This is a genomic window from Rossellomorea sp. YZS02 (assembly GCF_033963925.1).
In the GTDB taxonomy this organism is placed as follows: domain Bacteria; phylum Bacillota; class Bacilli; order Bacillales; family Bacillaceae_B; genus Rossellomorea.
Window position 1 is genome coordinate 62,701 of sequence record NZ_JAXBLY010000017.1, and the last position, 19,158, is coordinate 81,858.

General features: G+C 43.1%; 19 protein-coding genes and 1 other annotated feature. Of the genes, 9 read left to right on the forward strand and 10 right to left on the reverse strand.

Features of this window, described 5'->3' with window-relative positions:
* Positions 1 to 425: 425 nt before the first annotated feature.
* A complete protein-coding gene (locus SLH55_RS16540; protein WP_320324036.1) occupies positions 426 to 848 on the reverse strand; it encodes a pyridoxamine 5'-phosphate oxidase family protein in 423 nt (140 codons plus the stop codon).
* A 124-nt stretch (positions 849 to 972) separates the two neighbouring features.
* On the opposite strand from SLH55_RS16540, the gene SLH55_RS16545 reads away from it, so the two are divergent.
* A complete protein-coding gene (locus SLH55_RS16545) occupies positions 973 to 1,626 on the forward strand; it encodes a uracil-DNA glycosylase (RefSeq protein ID WP_219167987.1) in 654 nt (217 codons plus the stop codon).
* Between the two features lie 27 nt (positions 1,627 to 1,653).
* Here SLH55_RS16545 and SLH55_RS16550 read toward each other — a convergent pair whose 3' ends face one another.
* Positions 1,654 to 1,902 carry an alpha/beta-type small acid-soluble spore protein gene (locus SLH55_RS16550; RefSeq protein WP_320324037.1) on the reverse strand — a complete coding sequence of 83 codons (249 nt, stop codon included), beginning with the start codon at positions 1,900 to 1,902 and terminating at the stop codon, positions 1,654 to 1,656.
* 227 nt (positions 1,903 to 2,129) lie between these two features.
* Between SLH55_RS16550 and SLH55_RS16555 the strand changes: the two genes are divergently transcribed.
* Positions 2,130 to 3,539, forward strand: coding sequence for an alanine/glycine:cation symporter family protein (locus SLH55_RS16555; protein ID WP_413787110.1), 1,410 nt, complete (start codon positions 2,130 to 2,132; stop codon positions 3,537 to 3,539).
* Positions 3,540 to 3,627: 88 nt separating this feature from the next.
* Here SLH55_RS16555 and SLH55_RS16560 read toward each other — a convergent pair whose 3' ends face one another.
* Positions 3,628 to 4,104: a hypothetical protein gene (locus tag SLH55_RS16560; protein WP_257475042.1), complete on the reverse strand. Its 477-nt coding sequence runs from the start codon at positions 4,102 to 4,104 to the stop codon at positions 3,628 to 3,630.
* 181 nt (positions 4,105 to 4,285) lie between these two features.
* On the opposite strand from SLH55_RS16560, the gene SLH55_RS16565 reads away from it, so the two are divergent.
* Positions 4,286 to 5,446, forward strand: coding sequence for an acyl-CoA dehydrogenase family protein (locus SLH55_RS16565; protein ID WP_413787105.1), 1,161 nt, complete (start codon positions 4,286 to 4,288; stop codon positions 5,444 to 5,446).
* A 370-nt stretch (positions 5,447 to 5,816) separates the two neighbouring features.
* On the opposite strand, the gene SLH55_RS16570 is transcribed toward SLH55_RS16565, so the two are convergent.
* The 3 genes from SLH55_RS16570 to SLH55_RS16580 all read right to left on the reverse strand — a co-directional run bounded on the left by SLH55_RS16570 (position 5,817) and on the right by SLH55_RS16580 (position 8,449).
* Positions 5,817 to 6,890, reverse strand: coding sequence for an aromatic acid exporter family protein (locus SLH55_RS16570; RefSeq protein WP_219167984.1), 1,074 nt, complete (start codon positions 6,888 to 6,890; stop codon positions 5,817 to 5,819).
* A 119-nt stretch (positions 6,891 to 7,009) separates the two neighbouring features.
* Positions 7,010 to 7,336 (reverse strand): cyclic-phosphate processing receiver domain-containing protein, encoded by a 327-nt coding sequence (locus SLH55_RS16575; protein WP_219167983.1) that lies wholly within the window; start codon positions 7,334 to 7,336, stop codon positions 7,010 to 7,012.
* Between the two features lie 165 nt (positions 7,337 to 7,501).
* Positions 7,502 to 8,449, reverse strand: coding sequence for a glycerophosphodiester phosphodiesterase (locus SLH55_RS16580; RefSeq protein ID WP_320324039.1), 948 nt, complete (start codon positions 8,447 to 8,449; stop codon positions 7,502 to 7,504).
* 225 nt (positions 8,450 to 8,674) lie between these two features.
* Between SLH55_RS16580 and SLH55_RS16585 the strand changes: the two genes are divergently transcribed.
* Both SLH55_RS16585 and SLH55_RS16590 read left to right on the forward strand, forming a co-directional pair.
* Complete coding sequence (locus SLH55_RS16585; protein ID WP_320324040.1) at positions 8,675 to 9,724, forward strand: hypothetical protein; 1,050 nt, start codon at positions 8,675 to 8,677, stop codon at positions 9,722 to 9,724.
* A gap of 144 nt (positions 9,725 to 9,868) precedes the next feature.
* Complete coding sequence (locus SLH55_RS16590) at positions 9,869 to 11,179, forward strand: ATP-binding protein (RefSeq protein WP_320324041.1); 1,311 nt, start codon at positions 9,869 to 9,871, stop codon at positions 11,177 to 11,179.
* A gap of 37 nt (positions 11,180 to 11,216) precedes the next feature.
* On the opposite strand, the gene SLH55_RS16595 is transcribed toward SLH55_RS16590, so the two are convergent.
* Positions 11,217 to 11,816: a hypothetical protein gene (locus SLH55_RS16595; protein ID WP_320324042.1), complete on the reverse strand. Its 600-nt coding sequence runs from the start codon at positions 11,814 to 11,816 to the stop codon at positions 11,217 to 11,219.
* A 100-nt stretch (positions 11,817 to 11,916) separates the two neighbouring features.
* Here SLH55_RS16595 and SLH55_RS16600 point away from each other — a divergent pair, with 100 nt between their 5' ends.
* On the forward strand, positions 11,917 to 14,190 hold the full coding sequence (locus tag SLH55_RS16600) for an ATP-dependent DNA helicase (protein ID WP_320324043.1): 2,274 nt from the start codon (positions 11,917 to 11,919) through the stop codon (positions 14,188 to 14,190).
* A 32-nt stretch (positions 14,191 to 14,222) separates the two neighbouring features.
* On the opposite strand, the gene SLH55_RS16605 is transcribed toward SLH55_RS16600, so the two are convergent.
* Positions 14,223 to 14,660: a ferritin-like domain-containing protein gene (locus tag SLH55_RS16605; RefSeq protein WP_219167977.1), complete on the reverse strand. Its 438-nt coding sequence runs from the start codon at positions 14,658 to 14,660 to the stop codon at positions 14,223 to 14,225.
* A gap of 148 nt (positions 14,661 to 14,808) precedes the next feature.
* On the opposite strand from SLH55_RS16605, the gene SLH55_RS16610 reads away from it, so the two are divergent.
* Both SLH55_RS16610 and SLH55_RS16615 read left to right on the forward strand, forming a co-directional pair.
* Entirely contained in the window at positions 14,809 to 14,964 is a 156-nt protein-coding gene (locus SLH55_RS16610; protein ID WP_219167976.1) for a hypothetical protein, read from the forward strand.
* A 61-nt stretch (positions 14,965 to 15,025) separates the two neighbouring features.
* The gene (locus SLH55_RS16615; RefSeq protein ID WP_206852339.1) at positions 15,026 to 15,265 is read left to right on the forward strand and encodes a YkuS family protein; all 240 of its coding nucleotides are present in this window, start codon (positions 15,026 to 15,028) and stop codon (positions 15,263 to 15,265) included.
* Between the two features lie 230 nt (positions 15,266 to 15,495).
* Here the strand turns inward: SLH55_RS16615 and SLH55_RS16620 are convergent, their stop codons facing one another.
* Positions 15,496 to 16,458 carry a S8 family peptidase gene (locus SLH55_RS16620; protein ID WP_219167975.1) on the reverse strand — a complete coding sequence of 321 codons (963 nt, stop codon included), beginning with the start codon at positions 16,456 to 16,458 and terminating at the stop codon, positions 15,496 to 15,498.
* A 368-nt stretch (positions 16,459 to 16,826) separates the two neighbouring features.
* On the opposite strand from SLH55_RS16620, the gene SLH55_RS16625 reads away from it, so the two are divergent.
* Positions 16,827 to 17,345 (forward strand): superoxide dismutase family protein, encoded by a 519-nt coding sequence (locus SLH55_RS16625; protein ID WP_219167974.1) that lies wholly within the window; start codon positions 16,827 to 16,829, stop codon positions 17,343 to 17,345.
* A 53-nt stretch (positions 17,346 to 17,398) separates the two neighbouring features.
* Here the strand turns inward: SLH55_RS16625 and SLH55_RS16630 are convergent, their stop codons facing one another.
* Complete coding sequence (locus SLH55_RS16630; protein ID WP_219167973.1) at positions 17,399 to 18,742, reverse strand: sodium-dependent transporter; 1,344 nt, start codon at positions 18,740 to 18,742, stop codon at positions 17,399 to 17,401.
* A gap of 70 nt (positions 18,743 to 18,812) precedes the next feature.
* Positions 18,813 to 19,022: a binding site (T-box leader), on the reverse strand.
* Between the last annotated feature and the right edge of the window lie 136 nt (positions 19,023 to 19,158).

The following is a 19,158-nucleotide window of genomic DNA, read 5'->3' on the forward strand; positions in this document are numbered from 1 at the left end:
AACCTGCCCGGAGTAGTTAATCATCCAGAACATAAAAAAACACCTCAAAAGTCATTCCTTTTGAGGTGTTTTTCCTATTAAAAGGGGCTAATCATCCCGTTAGCGATCCCTTGGATGTTGCCTTAATCGGATAAAGGCAACTCTGTAACTTGCAACATCACAAGTAATATATTTATATCTTGAACGTTGTTTGCAGATAATAAACAGCCGCGGGCAATTCCTTTGTGTCGTTTGATATACCTAAACGACGTAAGCCCTACCTCTCTTACATCCTAACGGCTCCGAAGCCGATCCAGTGTGAATAAGTTGTTAAATCAAAACGGAATAGAATTACGAATTATCTTCTCTATCGTTTCAATGTATGTTACAAGATTACAATAAACAATCATAACACTAACCTTGTATCATGTCAAGGAAACATTTAATTATAATTCAAGCGACTGCGGCGAATCTTCTTCATCATTCATAAGGCGGATGGATGTTGGCTGGACCTTCAGGACGATATAGTCGGGGTCGTCAGGACCTTCAAACCATCTCTTCATATGATCGTTCCACAATTTTTCTTTATAGTGGGCAGAGTCCTCGATGGAAGCGCGCCCTTCAATTTCGACGAAGGTATCACCGTATCCTTCACCTTCGTAACCGAGAAGAATGTGGACATTTGGATTGTTTTCGATCTCATCGGTTTTATGCGTTTCACTGCTTGTTGGTGTGTATAAAGTCAGGTCATCATGGGAGAACGTCATATAGCGGGAATGGGGCTTGTTATTTTTCACGGTGGCCAGTGTCCCCACCTTACTCTCATCAAGAACCTTTAAAATTTGTTGTTTTAGTTCAGCTTGTGACAAGAAATCCATCTCCTTTATTAAATCTTTTAACCATACTATTCCTTTTCTGATGACGAAATAAACATGGGAATGTGTAGAGCGGTTGATTAGGGGGAATAACGAAAGAATGAACTGATGAAGGGTGATGTATGTGATACCGGAAACACTGGTCGATCTTTGCAAAAAGAGGATGGAACCCTATAATTGTGAAGGATTCGTTTATGGAAAGGGACCGTCTACTCCTGAAATCATGATCGTGGGGGAAGCTCCGGGTGAAACGGAAATTCATAATGGAATGCCTTTTAGTGGAAGAGCGGGAAAAGTGCTGGATGAGTTCTTAAATTATATAGGTGTCTCCCGGGAAGAAATTTATTTCACTTCTACCGTAAGAAGCAGACCTTACAAAATCGTACACAAGAAATCCAATAATAATGATACCATCATAAAAAAATACAACAGGGCTCCGACTATGAAAGAGCAGCTGGCCCATGCTCCGATTCTCGATTATGAATTACAGCATATTAAACCGAAACAGCTTGTCACACTAGGGAATATAGGATTGCAAAGATTGGTGGGGAAGGATTATTCCATTTCCGATGTACATGGGAAGGTAATTCACTCAAAGGTCAGGAAGTTGAAGGATATGGATTCGACTGAATGGATAGTGAGTGATGAAACGTATTCAATCTTTCCAACCTTTCACCCGGCATCGATTTTTTATAACCGTTCTCTGGAAAAAGAGATCTATAAGGATCTGGATAAATTAAAAAATCTCCTTGAACCAATGAAAAAGAGCTGACACTACATGCAGGTGTCAGCTTTTTTACTATTTCTTAGACATATTTTCCCGGGCCATCTTCACAAGCTCCTTCACCATATTCCCGCCGATCGCTCCTCCGACTTTGCCTGCCTGTTCAGACGTCAATTTTCCGTTATATCCCCTTTGCAAAGGGATACCTTGTTCCTTTGCCATCTCATACTTGGCTTCCTTTGGATCATTTGTGCCTGATACTTTCGCTTTCAGCATATCCATCGCAGCTCTTGATTCTGGGACAAGAAGTTTCCTTTTCGACATATTTTCACCCCTTTACTAGCTTTCCCAAAAATTTTTTTGTAAGTATGAAGACTTGTCATATAAGGCTTTTTAAACGTTTAGAGAAAATTCGTCACAAAAAAAGATTGTCTATATTGTGTCAAATAAAATATAATTCTTAATAGTTAGAAAATTTTTATGCAGAAAAAGGGGGAAATGCCGTGGAAGAATTCGTTGGCAAGTTGGTGGGGATCCTTTGGTCTCCTGTCATGATTTACTTTTGTTTAGGCGTAGGCTTACTATTTTCTATTTTAACGAAGTTTTTACAGGTACGGTTGATTAAAGATATGGTGGTTCAAATGTTCAAAGGTGGAAGCTCCAGTGCGGGGGTATCTTCATTCCAGGCTTTGGCTCTTTCATTATCGGGACGTGTCGGAACAGGTAATATCGCCGGTACGGCGACGGCGATTGCCTTCGGTGGTCCGGGAGCCGTTTTCTGGATGTGGACGATTGCCTTCATCGGTGCGAGCAGTGCCTTTATTGAATCGACGCTTGCCCAGATTTATAAAGTGAAGCAGGACGGGGAATACCGTGGAGGTCCTGCGTATTATATTGAAAAAGGGATCGGCTGGAAATGGTATGCGGTATTATTCTCATTCGCGACATTGTTGGCGATGAGTATCTTAATGCCGGGGATTCAGTCGAACTCCATTGCACTGGGACTTGAAAATGCATTCGGGCTCAGCACGACCGTTACGGGTATCGGGCTTGTCGTGTTAATCGGGGTCATCATCTTTGGCGGGGTTAAACGTATTGCCGGAGTGGCTTCGTACGTAGTACCTTTCATGGCTGTGGCGTACATTCTTCTTTCCCTGATCATTGTCGGAATGAATATCGCCGAAATCCCGGCTGTTTTTGCCCTTATTTTTAAAAGTGCATTCGGTGCCGATTCCATTTTCGGTGGAATCATCGGTATGGCTGTTTCATGGGGAGTGAAACGCGGGATCTATTCCAACGAAGCCGGTCAAGGGACTGGACCCCATGCAGCGGCAGCGGCTGAAGTTTCTCATCCTGCAAAGCAAGGACTGGTACAGGCATTCTCGGTTTATATTGATACCCTTCTTGTTTGTACGGCAACGGCATTCATGATCTTATTTACGGGATCTTTCAATACGGAAGCTCCAGATGGGACGATGCTTGCGAACAATTTAGATGGGATCGAGGCGGGACCTGGTTATACGCAGGCGGCCATTGAGTCTGTCATACCTGGGTTCGGAGCGTCATTCGTTGCGATTGCCTTATTCTTCTTTGCCTTCACCACCATTATGGCTTACTATTATATGGCAGAAACGAATGTAGCTTATTTATTGAGAGGGAAGAACTCAAAGGCAGCCATGGTGGTCCTGAAGGTGGTCCTTCTTGGTGCCACATTCTACGGTGCAGTGAGAGAAGCGGCACTTGCCTGGGCTCTTGGTGATATCGGTCTTGGGCTGATGGTTTGGCTGAACCTGATTGCGATCCTGATCCTCGCTAAGCCTGCCCTTAAAGCATTGAAGGACTATGAGGAACAGAAGAAGCAGGGGCTGGATCCAGTCTTTAACTCCAAAAAGCTCGGCATCAAAAATGCAGAGTTCTGGGAGCAGGAATACAAAGTGGAAGATAAAGAAAATGCATCATAATCTATAACGAAGAAACCTGCTGCCGGAGAGGCAGCAGGTTTCTTATTGTCTATGGAGAAGTGAATTGCTGTTTACGTAGCAATCGTGTTTACGAAAACATCCTGGAGTAGATCCGGTCTCCAATATATTTCTGAAAAGCATACATAAGCAAAGATTTAACGAAAAACATAGCCGATAACTGGTATTGCTTTAAATGAATCAGTCTCCACACACCGAACTTTTTGAACAATGAATAAAAGGGGTATGTAAAGAATGTATCAACGAGAAGATTGACGAATATATAAAGGAATATATTTTTATATGTGAATTTAAGGATCCATACTGAACCTGTCAGAAAAACTCCGAGGACAAAGGGCATGATGCCATTTACATTAGGGAAGATCTTTGTCGATATAGTCCACCATTTGATCCTTTCTGCCAGCACATTCTCACAATAAACAAGGAAGGACATGAACATGGCAGCTGGTAGATATTTTTTTAACGTCTCTTTTCCTGCCAATAAGAGAAATACCCAGGAAACGAGCATCAATGTAAAAATGATCCACTTACTTCTTTTTTTGCTCAAGCTGACTTCCCCCTTAAAGGATGATCTTATTTATAGGATGGTTCAAGGAGAAAATAATTATGCAGGTAAAGGTAATCTTGTAATCCGATCAGAATAGTAAACAATATCTTTGAGTTGGAACACAGAATTGATTATGATAAACGGAGAAGACTGTCATTCAATCACGGGAGGTGCTCTTTTAGTGGATTTATATAAACCATATGTTCAGAATGATCGGCAAAAGAAATTGGTCGATGCTGCCGGAGAACTCGCTGATATGTTTTCTGAGCGGGGGGAGAAGTATGACAGGGAAGATCAATTCCCGTATCAGAATTTCGACGATCTTAAACAAGGTGGATATGGGAATCTTTCTCTTCCGAAAGAGTATGGGGGAGAAGAGATAAACCTGTATGAACTGGTGATGATTCAGGAGAGGCTTGCAACCGGTGATGCGGCAACGGCTTTATCCATCGGCTGGCATCTGGGGGGCTTAATGGAGATCACGGAGACGAGAGCGTGGAATGAACACATCTTCAAAGATCTTTGCAGGAAAATCGTGGATAATAAAGCCCTTATAAATCGTGCAGCAACAGAGCCCGCCACCGGGAGTCCGACGCGTGGAGGGCTGCCTCAGACCAAGGCCGTCAAGACAGATGGGGGCTGGACCTTAACGGGCAGGAAATCCTTTACGTCCATGGCCAGAGTGCTCGACTATTCCTTAATATCGGCCACGATCGATGATACAGACGAGAAAGGTTTCTTTCTTGTGGATCATAACCTTAAGGGAGTAAGCATCGAGGAGACGTGGGATACGATTTCAATGAAGGGGACTGGAAGCGACGATCTCGTCCTGACGGATGTCCATTTACCTGCGTCTTCACTTGTTGAAAGAGACAGCGCTGCCGTGGGGAAAGACATTCCTAAAGCGTGGCTGCTTCATATTCCTGCCTGCTATATCGGAGTGGCAATTGCAGCACGCAATTATGCCATCCAGTTTGCGAAGGACTACTCCCCAAACAGTCTGCCTGGACCGATCAAGGATGTTCCAGAAGTTCAACGGAAAATCGGTGAAATGGAATTAGAGCTGTTTAACGCCAGACAGATATTATATTCAGTGGCGGATAAGTGGGTGAGGGAACCATCCAAAAGGAGAGACATGGCTTCAGAACTTGCTTCTGTCAAGCATGTGGTGACGAACAGCGCCTTTCAAATTGTCGATACCGCAATGAGGATTGTGGGTGCCAGAGGACTTTTCCGGGATAATCCCATGCAGAGATATTATCGTGATGTGCGAGCGGGGCTTCATAATCCACCAATGGATGATATGGTCATCGGGATGTTAGCGAAAAACGCATTGGAATGATCGCGAAAAGAATGGGAACAGGCTGGTACAAACATGTTTTAGTAAAGTGAAATCCGAACATTTTAAATTCTTTTGGGGAATTCTAAATGTTCGGATTTTTTATTGTTATGGCTAAAGAATACCTAGTGTATTTAGCAGATTCTAGCTGTTGATTGGAGTGCAAGGCGGAGTCTCCTGCGGGAAAAGCGGAATAGGTGAGACCCCGCAGGAGCGACGAGGAGGCTCGCCTTCCGCCCGAGGAAAGCGGAGTCTTGCACGGAAATCAACAGCGGTGTAACAAGCGATCCTAAAAAGTCAAAAGTACAGATGTTTCGTCTAGGTTGATATTATTTCGTTATATCCCAACCCCTTCTCGTTGTTTTTGGTATCTTCATTGTGAATGTAATGTCTTTTCTAATACTTTTTGGTGTTGCGTTTCCAGTATGTGAATTTCATTCAATTCTTCTATAAGATCATGGATGGATAACAATTCATAAAGCATGACGGTTTCACAAGAAAAGTGATGCTTCATGGATTGAAAAGGCTTCATATGAAGTCCCTCGTGATCTTCCCAGAACTCTTCAAGCAGGTTCTTCATCAGTGTGAAATGATGTTCAGGAATTTCAAATGAAGGATGATGCATGATTCCTTTTAAACTCAGGGTGGCATCCATGATCCGTTCCTTTTCATCTTCACTGAATGCAGATTGAACCGGTAAGTAGATTAGATTTCCAATATGGAAAAGGATCTGCCTCAATAGGTTCAGCTTTTTGTATTCATAATTAAAACAACGCAATTCCTGACGGTTGGAGCGATGAAGCTTCCATTCTTCTTTTTGATACTCACAAAGGGTATCCGTTGTTTCGATTTCTCTTAAAATATCGTTGAATATCAATTTTGTCTCCCTGTGGAGTGAGTGATTCTGAAGGACTTCAGATCCGCGTTTCTCCAATAGGTTCCCCGTTTTGAAATAGAGATTATGGATATTGGTTGAAATCGTGTTGGCGTATTTAGGTGGAAGAATCCATAGATTCACCAATGTCGATACAATCAAGCCGATGGTAGTCGTACCAAGTCGGATGAAGAATGTCGCTACATAATGATCGTGTATGGTTGGAATCATGGCGATTCCGGTCAATGTTGCAACCAAGATCCCTGCTCCAAGATGAAGTTTATGGCATGTGATGATCGTCAGAAGTGCGACCAGTGCATACGTAATGGCGTGATCTCCTAGTGTATGGGTGATGATCACGGCAAATAAAGCTCCTATAGCAGAAGCTGGAAAACGGATGAATGCTTTCTTGATTGAATTTGCAGCAGTCGGTTCAATCGTGACGATGGCTGTAATGACAGCAAAGGTCGCCGGCCAGTCCATCAATTCACATACAAGAGCAGTAAGAAAAACGGCAATTCCCGTTTTCGCAATCCTTCCGCCGACAAATTGGAATTTCTTCAAAAAGTCCATAGTTTAAACCCTCTTTAATCAAATTCTCTATTCTCCATTATAAAGTAAGAAAAAACCAAATTAAATAAATTGACAAAAAAAGAACTGTTCAGGGAACAGTTCTTTATATATATGATAACTCATCTTAGAGGTAAGGGCCGCAAAAGAATTTGAATGGACCGAGGCATCTTTTGATCATCCTGAGCTGCTTTTAAATACTTGTACATTCTCTTTCCGGCTACAGAGTTTGCGGAGTGAATTGTGATTCTCTCTGCAAATAACTGTTTTTCCACCATGTAGTGGACGAGCATTAAGCCATTACGAGTCTTACTCTCTAAGTCGTGATCCAGTGAAAGATGAGCGATAGAAAAATTAAGAAGCAGGTCAATACATTCATCGATATCTTTCGCGAGAATGTACCCTTGAGGACAGTGTCGATAATCGTCTAAAAACACATTTACTGTCATATTTATTCTTCTTTCGTCATTTGACTTAATTTAAGCCTAACAGACATTGACAAATAGTTATATAGGTAAATAGTATGATTAATACAAATATATTTGTAATTTTTTTGTAGGTTTTTGGTGAGGAATCTTTATGAAATGTCACTTGGTAAAAAAGTAATGCTTGATTCAATCTTCTTTTTTCCTTAGTAAATCCAATAATAAATCGGGTCTGTCTGTGATGATTCCGTCTGCACCCAGGTTTATGAGTCTTTCCATCGTTGCAGGATCATTGACGGTCCAATAGTGAACATGCAGACCAATGCGGTGTGCTCCGGAAATCAACATCGGTTGTGTCAGATCGAGCTTACCTTCCTGGATTGGAAGCTGAAAGGCGTCGACATTTGTTTTATAAAGGTTTCTTAGGAATAATTTGTGAAGGATGACGAATTTCTTTGCTTCCTGCTTCCCTCCTTGGGTGGCGACCCGCCCGTTTGAGTAAGATTCAAATAAATCGATAATATGCTGATCGAATGAAGCGATAAGGACTTTATTTTCCATATCGTATTCTTCAATGAGTTCCATTAATTTCTGCACGATTTCCTGTGTCCGTTCTTCAGGATTATCGTCTTTTACTTCAATGTTGATCCTCATGTCTGGAAACCGCTGAAACATTTCCTCGAGGGTGGGGATATATACATGTTTTCCGCGAAAGGAGTAGTCTCCATTTAGGTCTTGAAAATAATAGGCTGCATCAAGTCGTTGGAGCTCTTTTAATGTGAAGTCCTTTACAAATCCGTGCCCATTTGTTGTCGCATCAACTGTAGGATCATGAATGGTGACCAAATGACCGTCTTTGGTGATATGTATATCCGTTTCAATTACATCGGCTCCCAAATTGGCGGCATGTTGGAAAGCTTCAATGGTGTTTCCAGGCGCAAGTTGCTTCCCTCCCTGATGAGCGATGACGAGAGGGCGCTCATTTTCTTTTTGTAAAAATGGGGGTGGGGTGGCTGTTTTTACAGGCATCCAGTAGACGATGATGGAAAGCGAGACAAAGAAAACGATCATCGCTGCCGAGACGATTAGACGCTGCTTTTTAGAAGTTTCAGGTATTTTGAGATTCGTATTTTTCATCCACTTTCATCCTTTTAATAAAAGATTCTTATCTTTTATTATAGGTACGACCTTTTGAATTTAGGACAATAAAATAGGGTGATTTTAGATGTGTCTAAGAAGAGGAGAGGTGAAGATATTCGTCTTATTTACTATTCGAAGTAAAAAAATTACGTTTTAAAATAAAAACTATTGCTTTTTAACGTAATTTAGATTACCTTATAAAGTAAGGAGGGGATATTTTCCATGAAAGACCATTTAAAGCTGAATGTTTCATTATTGCGTAAGCGTGTGCCGAATCTGACAACGGCTGCTAAATCGGTGGGATTGAGGCCGGCCACGGTTTCAAATTTATGTACAGGAAAGATAGCGGTCGGTCGTGCAGAAGTAAAAACAATCGTCACGCTTGCAAATCTGGCTAATTGCACGTTGGATGAACTGATTATTCAGGGAGGGAAACGAAGGATGATTGAAACGGGAATCAAACCACTTGATGTATTTGCACCAATTGTTCAGGGAGGTACCAACGGATTCGTCGCAAGAGCTCAGGTCGGCCAATTTGTCGTACTGGCTGAATTGACGCAAGCATTGAAGAAGAAAGGGTACCACGCCATATTATTGACACCGGATAAACCATACCCCGGATTAAGTGATCTAGAAGGGTTTGTACATGCTAAATGCCATAGTATAGAGGATGCCTTTGCAGAAGTTTCCATGGTTGAAGACAAAGAAAGTATTCTTCTGTATGTGGACCGTTCGTATATCGTATCGGGAGAATTGTATGAATTAAGGGAGCGTTTTGAAGCGGAAGATTATACTGAGCTCACGACACTATTGTTTGATCCGAGTGGGGAAGCAGTCGACGAAGATGATCCGTTCGGTCCGCTTGATAGCCTCTGTTATTTCGATATTGATTTGGCAACCCGTGGGATGTATCCGGCAATTCATCCGGTCCAGTCCACGTCTGTTCTCTTAGAAGACGAAACGGTCGATTCCAGCCACTCGTCGACACACAAGAAGGCAAAAAAATTATTAAGACGGTATAAAGAAATCCGCGTTCTCATGAACACGATCGGGAAGGAGAAAATCCCTGAAGCAGATCTTGAAATTTTTCAAATTGGAGAGAGACTAGAAGCTTACTTGAGCCAGCCCTTCTTCGTTGCAGAAGAATTCACCAAGGTCAAAGGCCAAAGCGTACAGGTTCAGCAAACCATCACAGATATCCAAAAAATACTTCAAGGCGACTTCAACCACCTCGACCCGAAAGACCTTACCTATAAAGGGCAACTGAACTGATTTGAGGGACGGACCTCGGCAGAAATGCTGAGGTCCGTCCCTCTTCTATGACTTTTTTCGTGATTTTATGACTGATGAAAGAGGAATTATCAGAATTTTGTCGTATGTGTAAAGTATTACATTTTTAAACTGGGAGACATTTCGATGCTGATCGAGAAATTATTATTACATGTACTGATTATTTTGGCTCCTGTTCTCATTCAAACCTCGCTTCTTGAAAATCACAGGCTGGGAAAATCGCCTGTTTTCATAGGGGTTTTACATGGGATTGCAGCGTTTATGTGTTTGATTTTTGCTTATGAGAGCTTTGGGTTGTACTGGGATTTCAGGTATATTCCGTTGGTTCTTTCCATGTTATATGGTGGGAGGAAGGCAGGGGTCATCGTCTTCGTATTCATAATATCAGCACGTATCATCAATGGAGGTGATGCGATTGTCTTCGGATTCGTTAGTGCCTTGTTAGCAGGGTTGCTGCCCTTCTTGATTTCCAATCGTTTCTGGTCTTTTTCTCCCAGGAAGCGGGTGACGTTTGCTGTGCTTCTGGGCTTTTGGCCGGCATTGGTGATGCTCGGTATCCTTCTTGCCTTTGCCTTCATAACGGGTGTCCCCGTATCTGGCAACCGGGAAATGGGGCTCTATGTCCTTATATTCGGTGGTATCCAAGTGCTGGGGGTGGGACTGGCAGCTCAACTAAATGAATGGATGATCGAAAAGAAGTTACTGCGTGAAGAAATCATGAAATCGGAGAAGCTGAATACACTTGGTGAATTGGCAGCTTCTATCGCTCATGAGGTACGAAATCCCCTCACTGTTGTGAAAGGATTCCTTCAGTTGATGAAGAAGCAGGTGACCGGTGATCACGATGAATACTTGAAGATTGTGTTGAGTGAATTGGGAAGGGCTGAGGACATCATCAATGATTATCTTAATTTTGCCAAGCCTGAATTTGAAAAGGTCGAGAAGATCAACCTCAGGGAGGTTCTCTCTGATGTCACTGTACTCCTCAACGCCTATGCTCTGAAAGAAGGGGTTTACCTTGAAGCTCATTTACATGAAGATGCCCATCTATTAACGGACCGGAATAAATTGAAGCAAGCCTTCGTGAATATCATAAAAAATGCCATAGAAGCGACTCCTCCCCAAGGCAACGTCACCGTGAATCTTGAAGTCACCCATACTCAGGCGGTCATTACGGTCGCCGATACAGGTAAGGGTATGACGAAAGAACAGGTTTCAAGAATCGGGACGTTATTCTTCACTACAAAAGACCGTGGGACGGGCCTGGGGACATCGGTTTCCATGCGCATCATTGGGGCCATGGGAGGGCATGTCCATTATACGAGCATAGTGAATAAGGGGACAGTCGCCACGATAAGCCTTCCGTTGGACAGTGAAAGGCAAGGGAAATACGAATCAAAACCATCCAATACATATAGTAACAATTTAAACGCTTAGGACATGGACTAAGTGTTTTTTTATTCTGGTAAATTCTTTAACTCCATTTCCCGTACATACGTTCCATGATAGGATAGAAGATATGAATGATGAAGCCTAATGTGCAGGCAACTATGACGGTTCCGATCCCCACTGCCCCATGAAACATCATGGCAAGCGTAATGGCAATGGCTTCATTTAATAAACGTGAATTGCGTAAGTTCAATCCGATACGCCTGTGAATGGCCACCATGAACGTATCCATCGGACTTGAAGGGAGTTTGGCTTGAAGGTATATCGAAATGCCAATCCCGAGGAGCAGGATGCCTGTAATGACCAGGATCAACTGCTGAGGAAATCCCGCAGGTTCCAGGAAGGTAAGGCCCATTGAAATCCAGTAATCAACCATCATCCCGATGATGAATATCGATAAGGCAGCCAACCATTGTATGCTTTCTTTCAGTAATAGGGCATTTATACAAATGAGGATGCATCCATTCATGAAGATGCATGTCCCGATTGAGAGATGAAAGAGGTTGGATTCCCCCACGGCCAGCGCATCCCAGGGAGCCGCACCAAGTTCCCCTTTGATAATGAGAGAAACACCTAATGAAAGAGCGAGTAAACCAATACAGTAAAAGCCGAATCTTGCCTTCATTCCCCGAATCCTCCGTTCCAAAATGCTTGTCTAATATATATGTTCATTGAGAAACGGTTAGAATCAACATTTTCGACTGAAAGCTTGAGGTGAAACGTCTGTGAAGAAAACGATTAAGATATCCATCAGGGAATTGGTGGAGTTTGTCTATAAAGAAGGTAGCATCGATCTCAGGTTCCAGGCACGCTCCTCCATGACGACCGGTACAAGGCTTCATCAAAAGCTGCAGAAAGAATATAAAGAAGGTGATGAGAAGGAAGTCTTCCTGAAGGGAGAACTAACATATGAGGATATACTTTACCAATTGGAGGGCCGCTGTGATGGGATTCACTATGAAGAAGGAAAAGTCATCATTGAAGAAATCAAGTCAACTGCGAAACGGTTGGATTTGATTGAAGAGGGATCCCGAGTCCACTGGGCTCAGGGAGAATGTTATGCCTACTTATTGGCAAAGGAGAAACAGCTTTCCCAAATCGATGTTCAACTAACTTACATCGAAGTCGAATCAGAACAAACGAAGTCCTTCCATCAGACCTATTCCTTCGAAGAGCTTGAACAGATCGTAACCGCTATCCTGGTGTCCTATACCCCATTTGCCATTTTGTTATTGAACAATGAAGTAAATAAAATGGAAAGTATTGAAGATCTTACATTCCCTTTTCCAACGTACAGGAAAGGGCAAAAGAAACTAGCGGGTGCCGTATACAAAACCGTTTCCGAATCAAAATCCTTGTATGCGAATGCACCGACAGGAACGGGTAAAACCATTTCCACTTTGTTTCCCACTATAAAAGCGATGGGGAAAGAAAATTCCAAATGGATTTATGTAACGGCTAAAACCATCACCCGGACTGTGGCGGAAGAGGCATTGCATCTCCTTGAAGGAGAGGGGTTGTCCCATAGTACTGTTACGATTACGGCGAGGGATAAAATCTGCTTTAAGGAAGAAACCATATGTCAAAAAGAGTATTGTGAGTTCGCCAATGGGTATTATGACCGCATAAACGGGGCTCTGATCGATATCTTGACAAACGAAACCATCCTTACCCGTCCTATCATTGAAACATACGCAAGAGATCATAAAGTCTGTCCCTTTGAGTTCTCAATCGACCTTTCCTATTTGGTGGACGGAGTCATATGCGACTATAACTACATCTTCGATCCGAAGGTATCCTTTAAAAGAATGAGCGATGAAGGCAAGAAAAAGACGACTCTGTTAGTAGATGAAGCTCATAATCTTGTCGGCAGGGGAAGGGAAATGTATACAGCCTCACTGAAAAAATCGGATTTTTCACAGATCAAAAAGCTGTATTCCGCTCACGAAGCGTTGAGGCGAAGTTTAACGGCTGTAAATAAGCAATTCCTCCGGATTAAAAAAGAAGACGGATCTGATATTCGATCTGAATTGGATGCTGAATTTATAGAGTCCGTTATGGGGTTCATTGAGATAGCTGAAAAGAGCCTGGGGGAAGCAGGCAAAGAGTGGTCAGAAGATTTCATGCAATTGTACTTTGATTCGTTAAGTTTTGTTCGAATTTCCAACCTTTTCTCGAAGGAGCATCGTTTTGTGATTGGTCGGAGCTCGAATGACTTAGAGGTGAAGCTCTATTGCATCGATCCATCTAAACTCATCAAGCAGGTTGCAAAGCCTTATCATTCTTCCATCTTTTTCTCTGCAACACTTCACCCGTTTTCTTATTATTTTCAACAATTGGGTGGAGGGGAAGAGGATTATCGTTTCTTGATGCCTTCCCCATTTCAACATGGGCAATGGCAAGTTGGAATTCATCCGATTTCGACCAGGTTCAGTGACAGGGAACGAACCCTTCCGTCCATTACGCATTCAATTGCAGAGACGTTCAATCAGTATACAGGAAATTATCTGATCTTCTTTTCGTCCTATGCGTATATGGAAGAAGCGTATGAAAGGTTGAACAAGGAATCAATGTTGAAGGCGGATACCCTCATTCAGGAACCAAATATGAATGAGGGTGAAAGAGAAGCGTTTCTCCAGCAGTTTCAAAGTGAAAGAGAGCAGCCTGTTATCGGTTTTGCCGTCCTTGGAGGAATATTCTCAGAAGGAATCGACCTGAAAGGAGACCGGTTAAAAGGAGTGATCGTGGTCGGTGTCGGCCTTCCACAGCCGTCAGAGGAGCAGGAAATCATCAAAGACCATTTCAATACCTTGGGAATGAACGGGTACGATTATGCCTATGTATACCCAGGACTGAACAAAGTGTTTCAAGCAGGGGGAAGACTCATTCGTTCGGAAGAGGACATTGGTGTCCTGAAACTGATCGATGACCGCTACTTGACTCCTAAGTACCGATCCTTATTACTTGATGAATGGAGTAATTACCGGGTCATAACGTAAGAAAAGACCGCTGAATAGCGGTCTTTTGTGTATTAATTGAAAGAAGGGTCCTTTAACAGGCGATCGAACTCTTCAAGGTGATGGGTTTCATCAGCGATCATATCATCGAGCTTGATGCTAAGCTCGACAAGACCTAATTCGTCAGCCTGTTCTTTACGTTTCTTGTAGCGTTCAATTGTATCTGCTTCGGCTTTTCGTCCTTCTTCAAGCATTTCCTTCACATTATCCGTTTGCTTCACGGCTGCAGGCGTCGTTGTCGGATCTCCACCCAATGTTTTAATCTTTTCAGCCAGATATAAAGCGTGGCCCTGCTCGTCTGGAATTTCCTCTTCGAAGAAAGGCTTTAATATTTGACGATATAAGCCGCTCACTACAGCAGCGTAGTTTGTGTAAAGAATGACTGCGGCATATTCATTTGCCAAGTCTTCATTTAATCCATCAATTAACTCGTTTAATTTTGCTTCATCCATGTGAATACCACCCTTTTTATTTGTTGTTATATAAACCATTTACCCGGGTTCTTGAAAAATAAACATACCCGTCGGATTTGAATGCCCTTCAAATATTTTGTCTTGAAATGGGGATTCTAATTCTATAAAAGTCAGAGGAGGGATGAAAATGTCTAAACAGGGAAAGAAAAGTATGGACCAAACATCGGAACAATTGGCGAAACAAAAAGCGAAAAATGATGTGGAGTTTGCATCTGATACCCAGACAGGAAATGCTAAAGGTCAAAGCCAGAAAAAAAGCGGCACACAAGTAAATAAAAAATAAATGACGAATATCTTTTTCATCGATAGAAAATCCTATATGTAGAAACAGGAGGTGTAAAGGCATGAGAATTGGTGTTGAACAATCCTTAACAAACGTTGTAGAAGCCTTACGTGCTCAGGGGCATGAAGTAGTGGAGCTGAAGCAGGAGTCAGATGCAAACGGATGTGACTGCTGTGTCGTAACAGGAATGGATACAGATGTAATGGGTATTCAGAATGTAGCGACTCAAGGCCCGGTCATCGAAGCAAGCGGACTGAGTGCAGATCAAATCTGTCAGGAAGTACAAAGCAGACTGCAATAGTTTACAGCACAAAAAACAGTCAGGGATGGCTGTTTTTTTGTTGCATATTAAAAGAAGTGGATCGTGCACGATTTTTGGCTCATTCGGTTGAAACGTACGTTTCAACCGCCTTTCAGCAAAGCTGAAAGGTCGTCTAAATGAAAAGAATCCCCGGACCTAATGAATTAGGTCCGGGGATTCTTTTCATTTAGACGGAAATGAGCCAAAAATCAACTAGATAAGGGACACGATCACCCAATCTGCGCAAGTGGCTGATTTCTTAGGTGCTCCCGCAGAAGGTCAGGAGCAGTTAAAAAGACGAGTCCATTTCCTTCCAGTGTTTTCGGGAAACCGAGTGGGACCGTGCGTTTAATGAGTTGAGCATATACTTCACATTCAGATAGCTTGCGGTCAAAGGAGACCTGTTCGAACTCTTTGATCAGGGCCAGGGCTCCGGAGACGTGGGGAGCAGACATGGAGGTGCCGCTGAGCTTAGCGTATTTCTCACCAGGGATGGTCGATAAGATTTGTTCACCGGGTGCCACTAAGTCAACCTCATTGTTGGAATTGGTGAAGTAGGAAGACTTTCTCTGGAGGTCAATGGCTCCGACCGAAATGACTTCATTGTAGCAGGCAGGGTAGGAGAATTCATCCGTACTGCTATTTGAGTCACCCTCGTTACCGGCAGCGCAGACCACCAGGATGTTGGAATCCACCGCTTTTTGAATCGCTTCATGAAGCGGCTCATAGTCTGTAGGGCCTCCCAGGGACATGGAAATGATGTCGACCTTTTGTTCAATCGCATACAAAATACCATTTACGATCCATTCATACTTTCCACTTCCACGGCTGCCGGCAAGAACTTTAATGACCATCAGATCAGCCTGTGGGGCCACTCCGATGACACCATCGCCATTTTCACTTGCGGCAATCGTTCCCGCCACATGAGTACCGTGTCCACTGTAATCAGTCACGTTATCTTCCGCGCCGTCATCATCATCGGTGAAATTCCGGAAGCTCTTGACCTTCCCCGCAAGATCCGGATGGTTCATATCACATCCTGTATCGAGGATTGCAATGGTCACACCTTTTCCTTTATACCCATTCTTCCACATGCTAGGAGCTTGGATTAAATCAACGCCTTTAGGAATTTCATTTGCATCAACAATCATTTCGTCCATGAAATATGGAATTAACCTAATTTCACCTTGCATATCAATCCCTCCTAAAATAGTGTTGCATTGCAGAATAGAAATCAGAAGTTTCTGAAAATATAACATTTCTGGGACAAAATGAAAAGGGATAATAGTAATAGGAAAATAAAACCAATCATAATTTCGCACTTCAGAGCATATAGGGATTTGGGAATAACCAACAAAAGAGATAGTCCACGGAAAGATGTCAAACGGTTTCAAAGTAAAGGCTGGAAATTTAAACAAACGTTTGATTAGTGCCTCGAACCCTTGATGAAGGAAGGGTTTTTGAAGTTAAACAAACGTTTGATTAAAAAGGACACTACGGTTTTTTCATCATGTATCCCCGGTTCCTTCATAAAATAGAATGAAGGAAGGGGGATTACGGGATGAATTATTATCAATACGGCTATCCGGCTTATTCCTATTATCGAAATACTCCCAATATGGCGTATGCTCAAATCCAGGGAGGACCACTCGCTCCTGGGCTGCAAGGGTATGTTTTTTTTCGGGAAGTTCAAAATGGAGTGGAAGTATTTGCCGAGGTGACAGGTCTACCGTCTTATAAAGAAGGAAAAGGGGATCAAAAACCGATTGGCCCCCACGGTTTTCACCTCCATGAGAAGGGAGTCTGTGAAATAGGGGATCCGAAAGAACCTTTCACTTCTGCAGGAGGGCATTGGAATCCGACCAATCAGCCACATGGCAATCATGCAGGGGATTTTCCTGTTTTGTTTTCGAACGATGGCTATGCCAAAATGTCCTTCTTTACGAATAAATTCAAAGTGGGTGACGTGATCGGTAAAGGAGTCATCATCCATCAAAACCCGGATGACTTCAGATCACAGCCTTCAGGGGATGCAGGAAAGAGGCTTGCGTGCGGAGTGATCATGGGATATGGAACTTAACAAGAAAAAGGGTTGACCCTTGAATCGGGTCAACCCTTTTATGGGAAGAGGTATTAAAATACCCCCAAGACATCAAGCATGACAAACAGGATCAACACAGGTGCCACAAAACGGATCAAGAAGAACCACGTTTCGAACAATCCGCGCTTCAACCCGCTACCTTGCTTTAATTCTTCATAGAGTGCCGTTTTCTTCATTTTCATAGGGACGAAGATTGCGATGAGCAATGACCCGATTGGAAGCAATACATTACTGACGGCAAAGTCGGCCAAGTCGAAAATGGTTTTGTTAAAGAGCGTGATGTCCCCCATGATTCCGAAAGATAATGCCGATGGGATCCCGCAAACGAAAATGGCAAGGCCGATGATCCACGACCACTTTCTCCGCTTTACAGGGTCTCCCTTCGAAATGACGGAAACGATGATTTCAAGCATCGAAAAGGCAGAGGTCAATGCTGCGAATAAGAACAGTACCAGGAATGCGATGAAGAAGAGCATCCCGAAAGGTAGCTGACTGAACACAGTAGGCAGCACATTGAACAGCAATACAGGACCGGCACCCGGTTCTAAATCAAAGGCAAAGACTGCAGGGAAAATTGCAAGACCGGCTAACAACACGATGAAGATATTCATCGCAACAATTGAAATGGCCGAACGGGGCAGACTCTGCGTTTTCGGGAGGTAGGAACTGTACGTCACCATGACCGATACCCCGACACTTAATGTGAAGAACGATTGTCCCATTGCTTCCAAGATCGTCTGAGACGTCACTTTAGAAAAATCCGGCTGAAGCAGGAATGTGATTCCTTCACCTGCCCCTTCCAGTGTTACCGCGCGGATCACAAGCAGAATGAATAGGATGAATAACGCCGGCATCATGATTTTACTTGCCAACTCAATCCCTTTTTCAATCCCTTTGGCCACGACAATGATGGTCATCAAGATGAAAAGAAATTGGACAAATACACTGGTTAATGGATTTGAAATCGTCGTCCCGAATACTTGGGCATACTGATCTGAAGTAAGTCCGTTTAATTGTCCAGTGACAGCTTTGAATAAATAAACGACGATCCAACCACCGATCACACTGTAGAACGAAAGCAGGATGAAGGAGGTGATCATCCCAAGAATCCCTACCCAGTGCCATTTAGTCCCGGGAGCGATCTTACGATACGAATCCACGGCATTGCTCCCGGATGTTCGTCCGATTGAGAATTCTGCCAATAGTAATGGAAGACCGAGTAGTAAAGTAAATAGAATAAAGATCAGGAAGAATGCTCCGCCTCCATTTTCACCGGCGATATAAGGGAATTTCCATATGGCCCCCAATCCGATGGCAGACCCGGCTGCCGCTAAGATAAAGCCGATTTTCGATGACCATTGTTCACGCTGACTCATTCTCATTCTCCTTTCTGTTTTTTGTGTGGGAGGGGATTTTTGACCAAATAAAAAAATCGCCCCTACGTATCGTAGGGACGATTTGGATATCGCGGTACCACCCTAGTTATGAGAAGTATCTTCTCATCACTCTTCACACATAACGGCCTTGACCGTCTTTTGATCTCGTCAAAAGAAGCTCCGGAATCGAAATTCGCTTAATCTTTGTACCGGTTCACACCAACCACCGGCTCTCTTTAACAGGGAAATGTCTGCTACTTGTTTCCTTCAAAGCTTTTCAATATTAGGTTATACAATTTTTATCATGAATCAAAACGACTTGTCAATCAATTTCGGGAAAAGGTGTGAGAATTGTCTGGAATTGATGGTGGTTTTTGGTTTGGTACGAATGGGTGGGGGGTGGCTGCCAGGCACCG

Excerpts from the sequence above, each read along its gene's own strand:
- SLH55_RS16605 (WP_219167977.1), bottom strand. The coding sequence starts at position 14,660 with ATGGATGAAGCAAAATTAAACGAGTTAATTGATGGATTAAATGAAGAC.
- SLH55_RS16620 (WP_219167975.1), bottom strand. The coding sequence starts at position 16,458 with ATGCAAGGTGAAATTAGGTTAATTCCATATTTCATGGACGAAATGATT.
- SLH55_RS16545 (WP_219167987.1), top strand. The coding sequence starts at position 973 with ATGTATGTGATACCGGAAACACTGGTCGATCTTTGCAAAAAGAGGATG.
- SLH55_RS16550 (WP_320324037.1), bottom strand. The coding sequence starts at position 1,902 with ATGTCGAAAAGGAAACTTCTTGTCCCAGAATCAAGAGCTGCGATGGAT.
- SLH55_RS16575 (WP_219167983.1), bottom strand. The coding sequence starts at position 7,336 with ATGACAGTAAATGTGTTTTTAGACGATTATCGACACTGTCCTCAAGGG.
- SLH55_RS16585 (WP_320324040.1), top strand. The coding sequence starts at position 8,675 with ATGAAAGACCATTTAAAGCTGAATGTTTCATTATTGCGTAAGCGTGTG.
- SLH55_RS16615 (WP_206852339.1), top strand. The coding sequence starts at position 15,026 with ATGAGAATTGGTGTTGAACAATCCTTAACAAACGTTGTAGAAGCCTTA.
- SLH55_RS16555 (WP_413787110.1), top strand. The coding sequence starts at position 2,130 with ATGATTTACTTTTGTTTAGGCGTAGGCTTACTATTTTCTATTTTAACG.
- SLH55_RS16590 (WP_320324041.1), top strand. The coding sequence starts at position 9,869 with ATGCTGATCGAGAAATTATTATTACATGTACTGATTATTTTGGCTCCT.
- SLH55_RS16630 (WP_219167973.1), bottom strand. The coding sequence starts at position 18,742 with ATGAGTCAGCGTGAACAATGGTCATCGAAAATCGGCTTTATCTTAGCG.
- SLH55_RS16570 (WP_219167984.1), bottom strand. The coding sequence starts at position 6,890 with ATGGACTTTTTGAAGAAATTCCAATTTGTCGGCGGAAGGATTGCGAAA.
- SLH55_RS16625 (WP_219167974.1), top strand. The coding sequence starts at position 16,827 with ATGAATTATTATCAATACGGCTATCCGGCTTATTCCTATTATCGAAAT.
- SLH55_RS16610 (WP_219167976.1), top strand. The coding sequence starts at position 14,809 with ATGTCTAAACAGGGAAAGAAAAGTATGGACCAAACATCGGAACAATTG.
- SLH55_RS16595 (WP_320324042.1), bottom strand. The coding sequence starts at position 11,816 with ATGAAGGCAAGATTCGGCTTTTACTGTATTGGTTTACTCGCTCTTTCA.
- SLH55_RS16580 (WP_320324039.1), bottom strand. The coding sequence starts at position 8,449 with ATGAAAAATACGAATCTCAAAATACCTGAAACTTCTAAAAAGCAGCGT.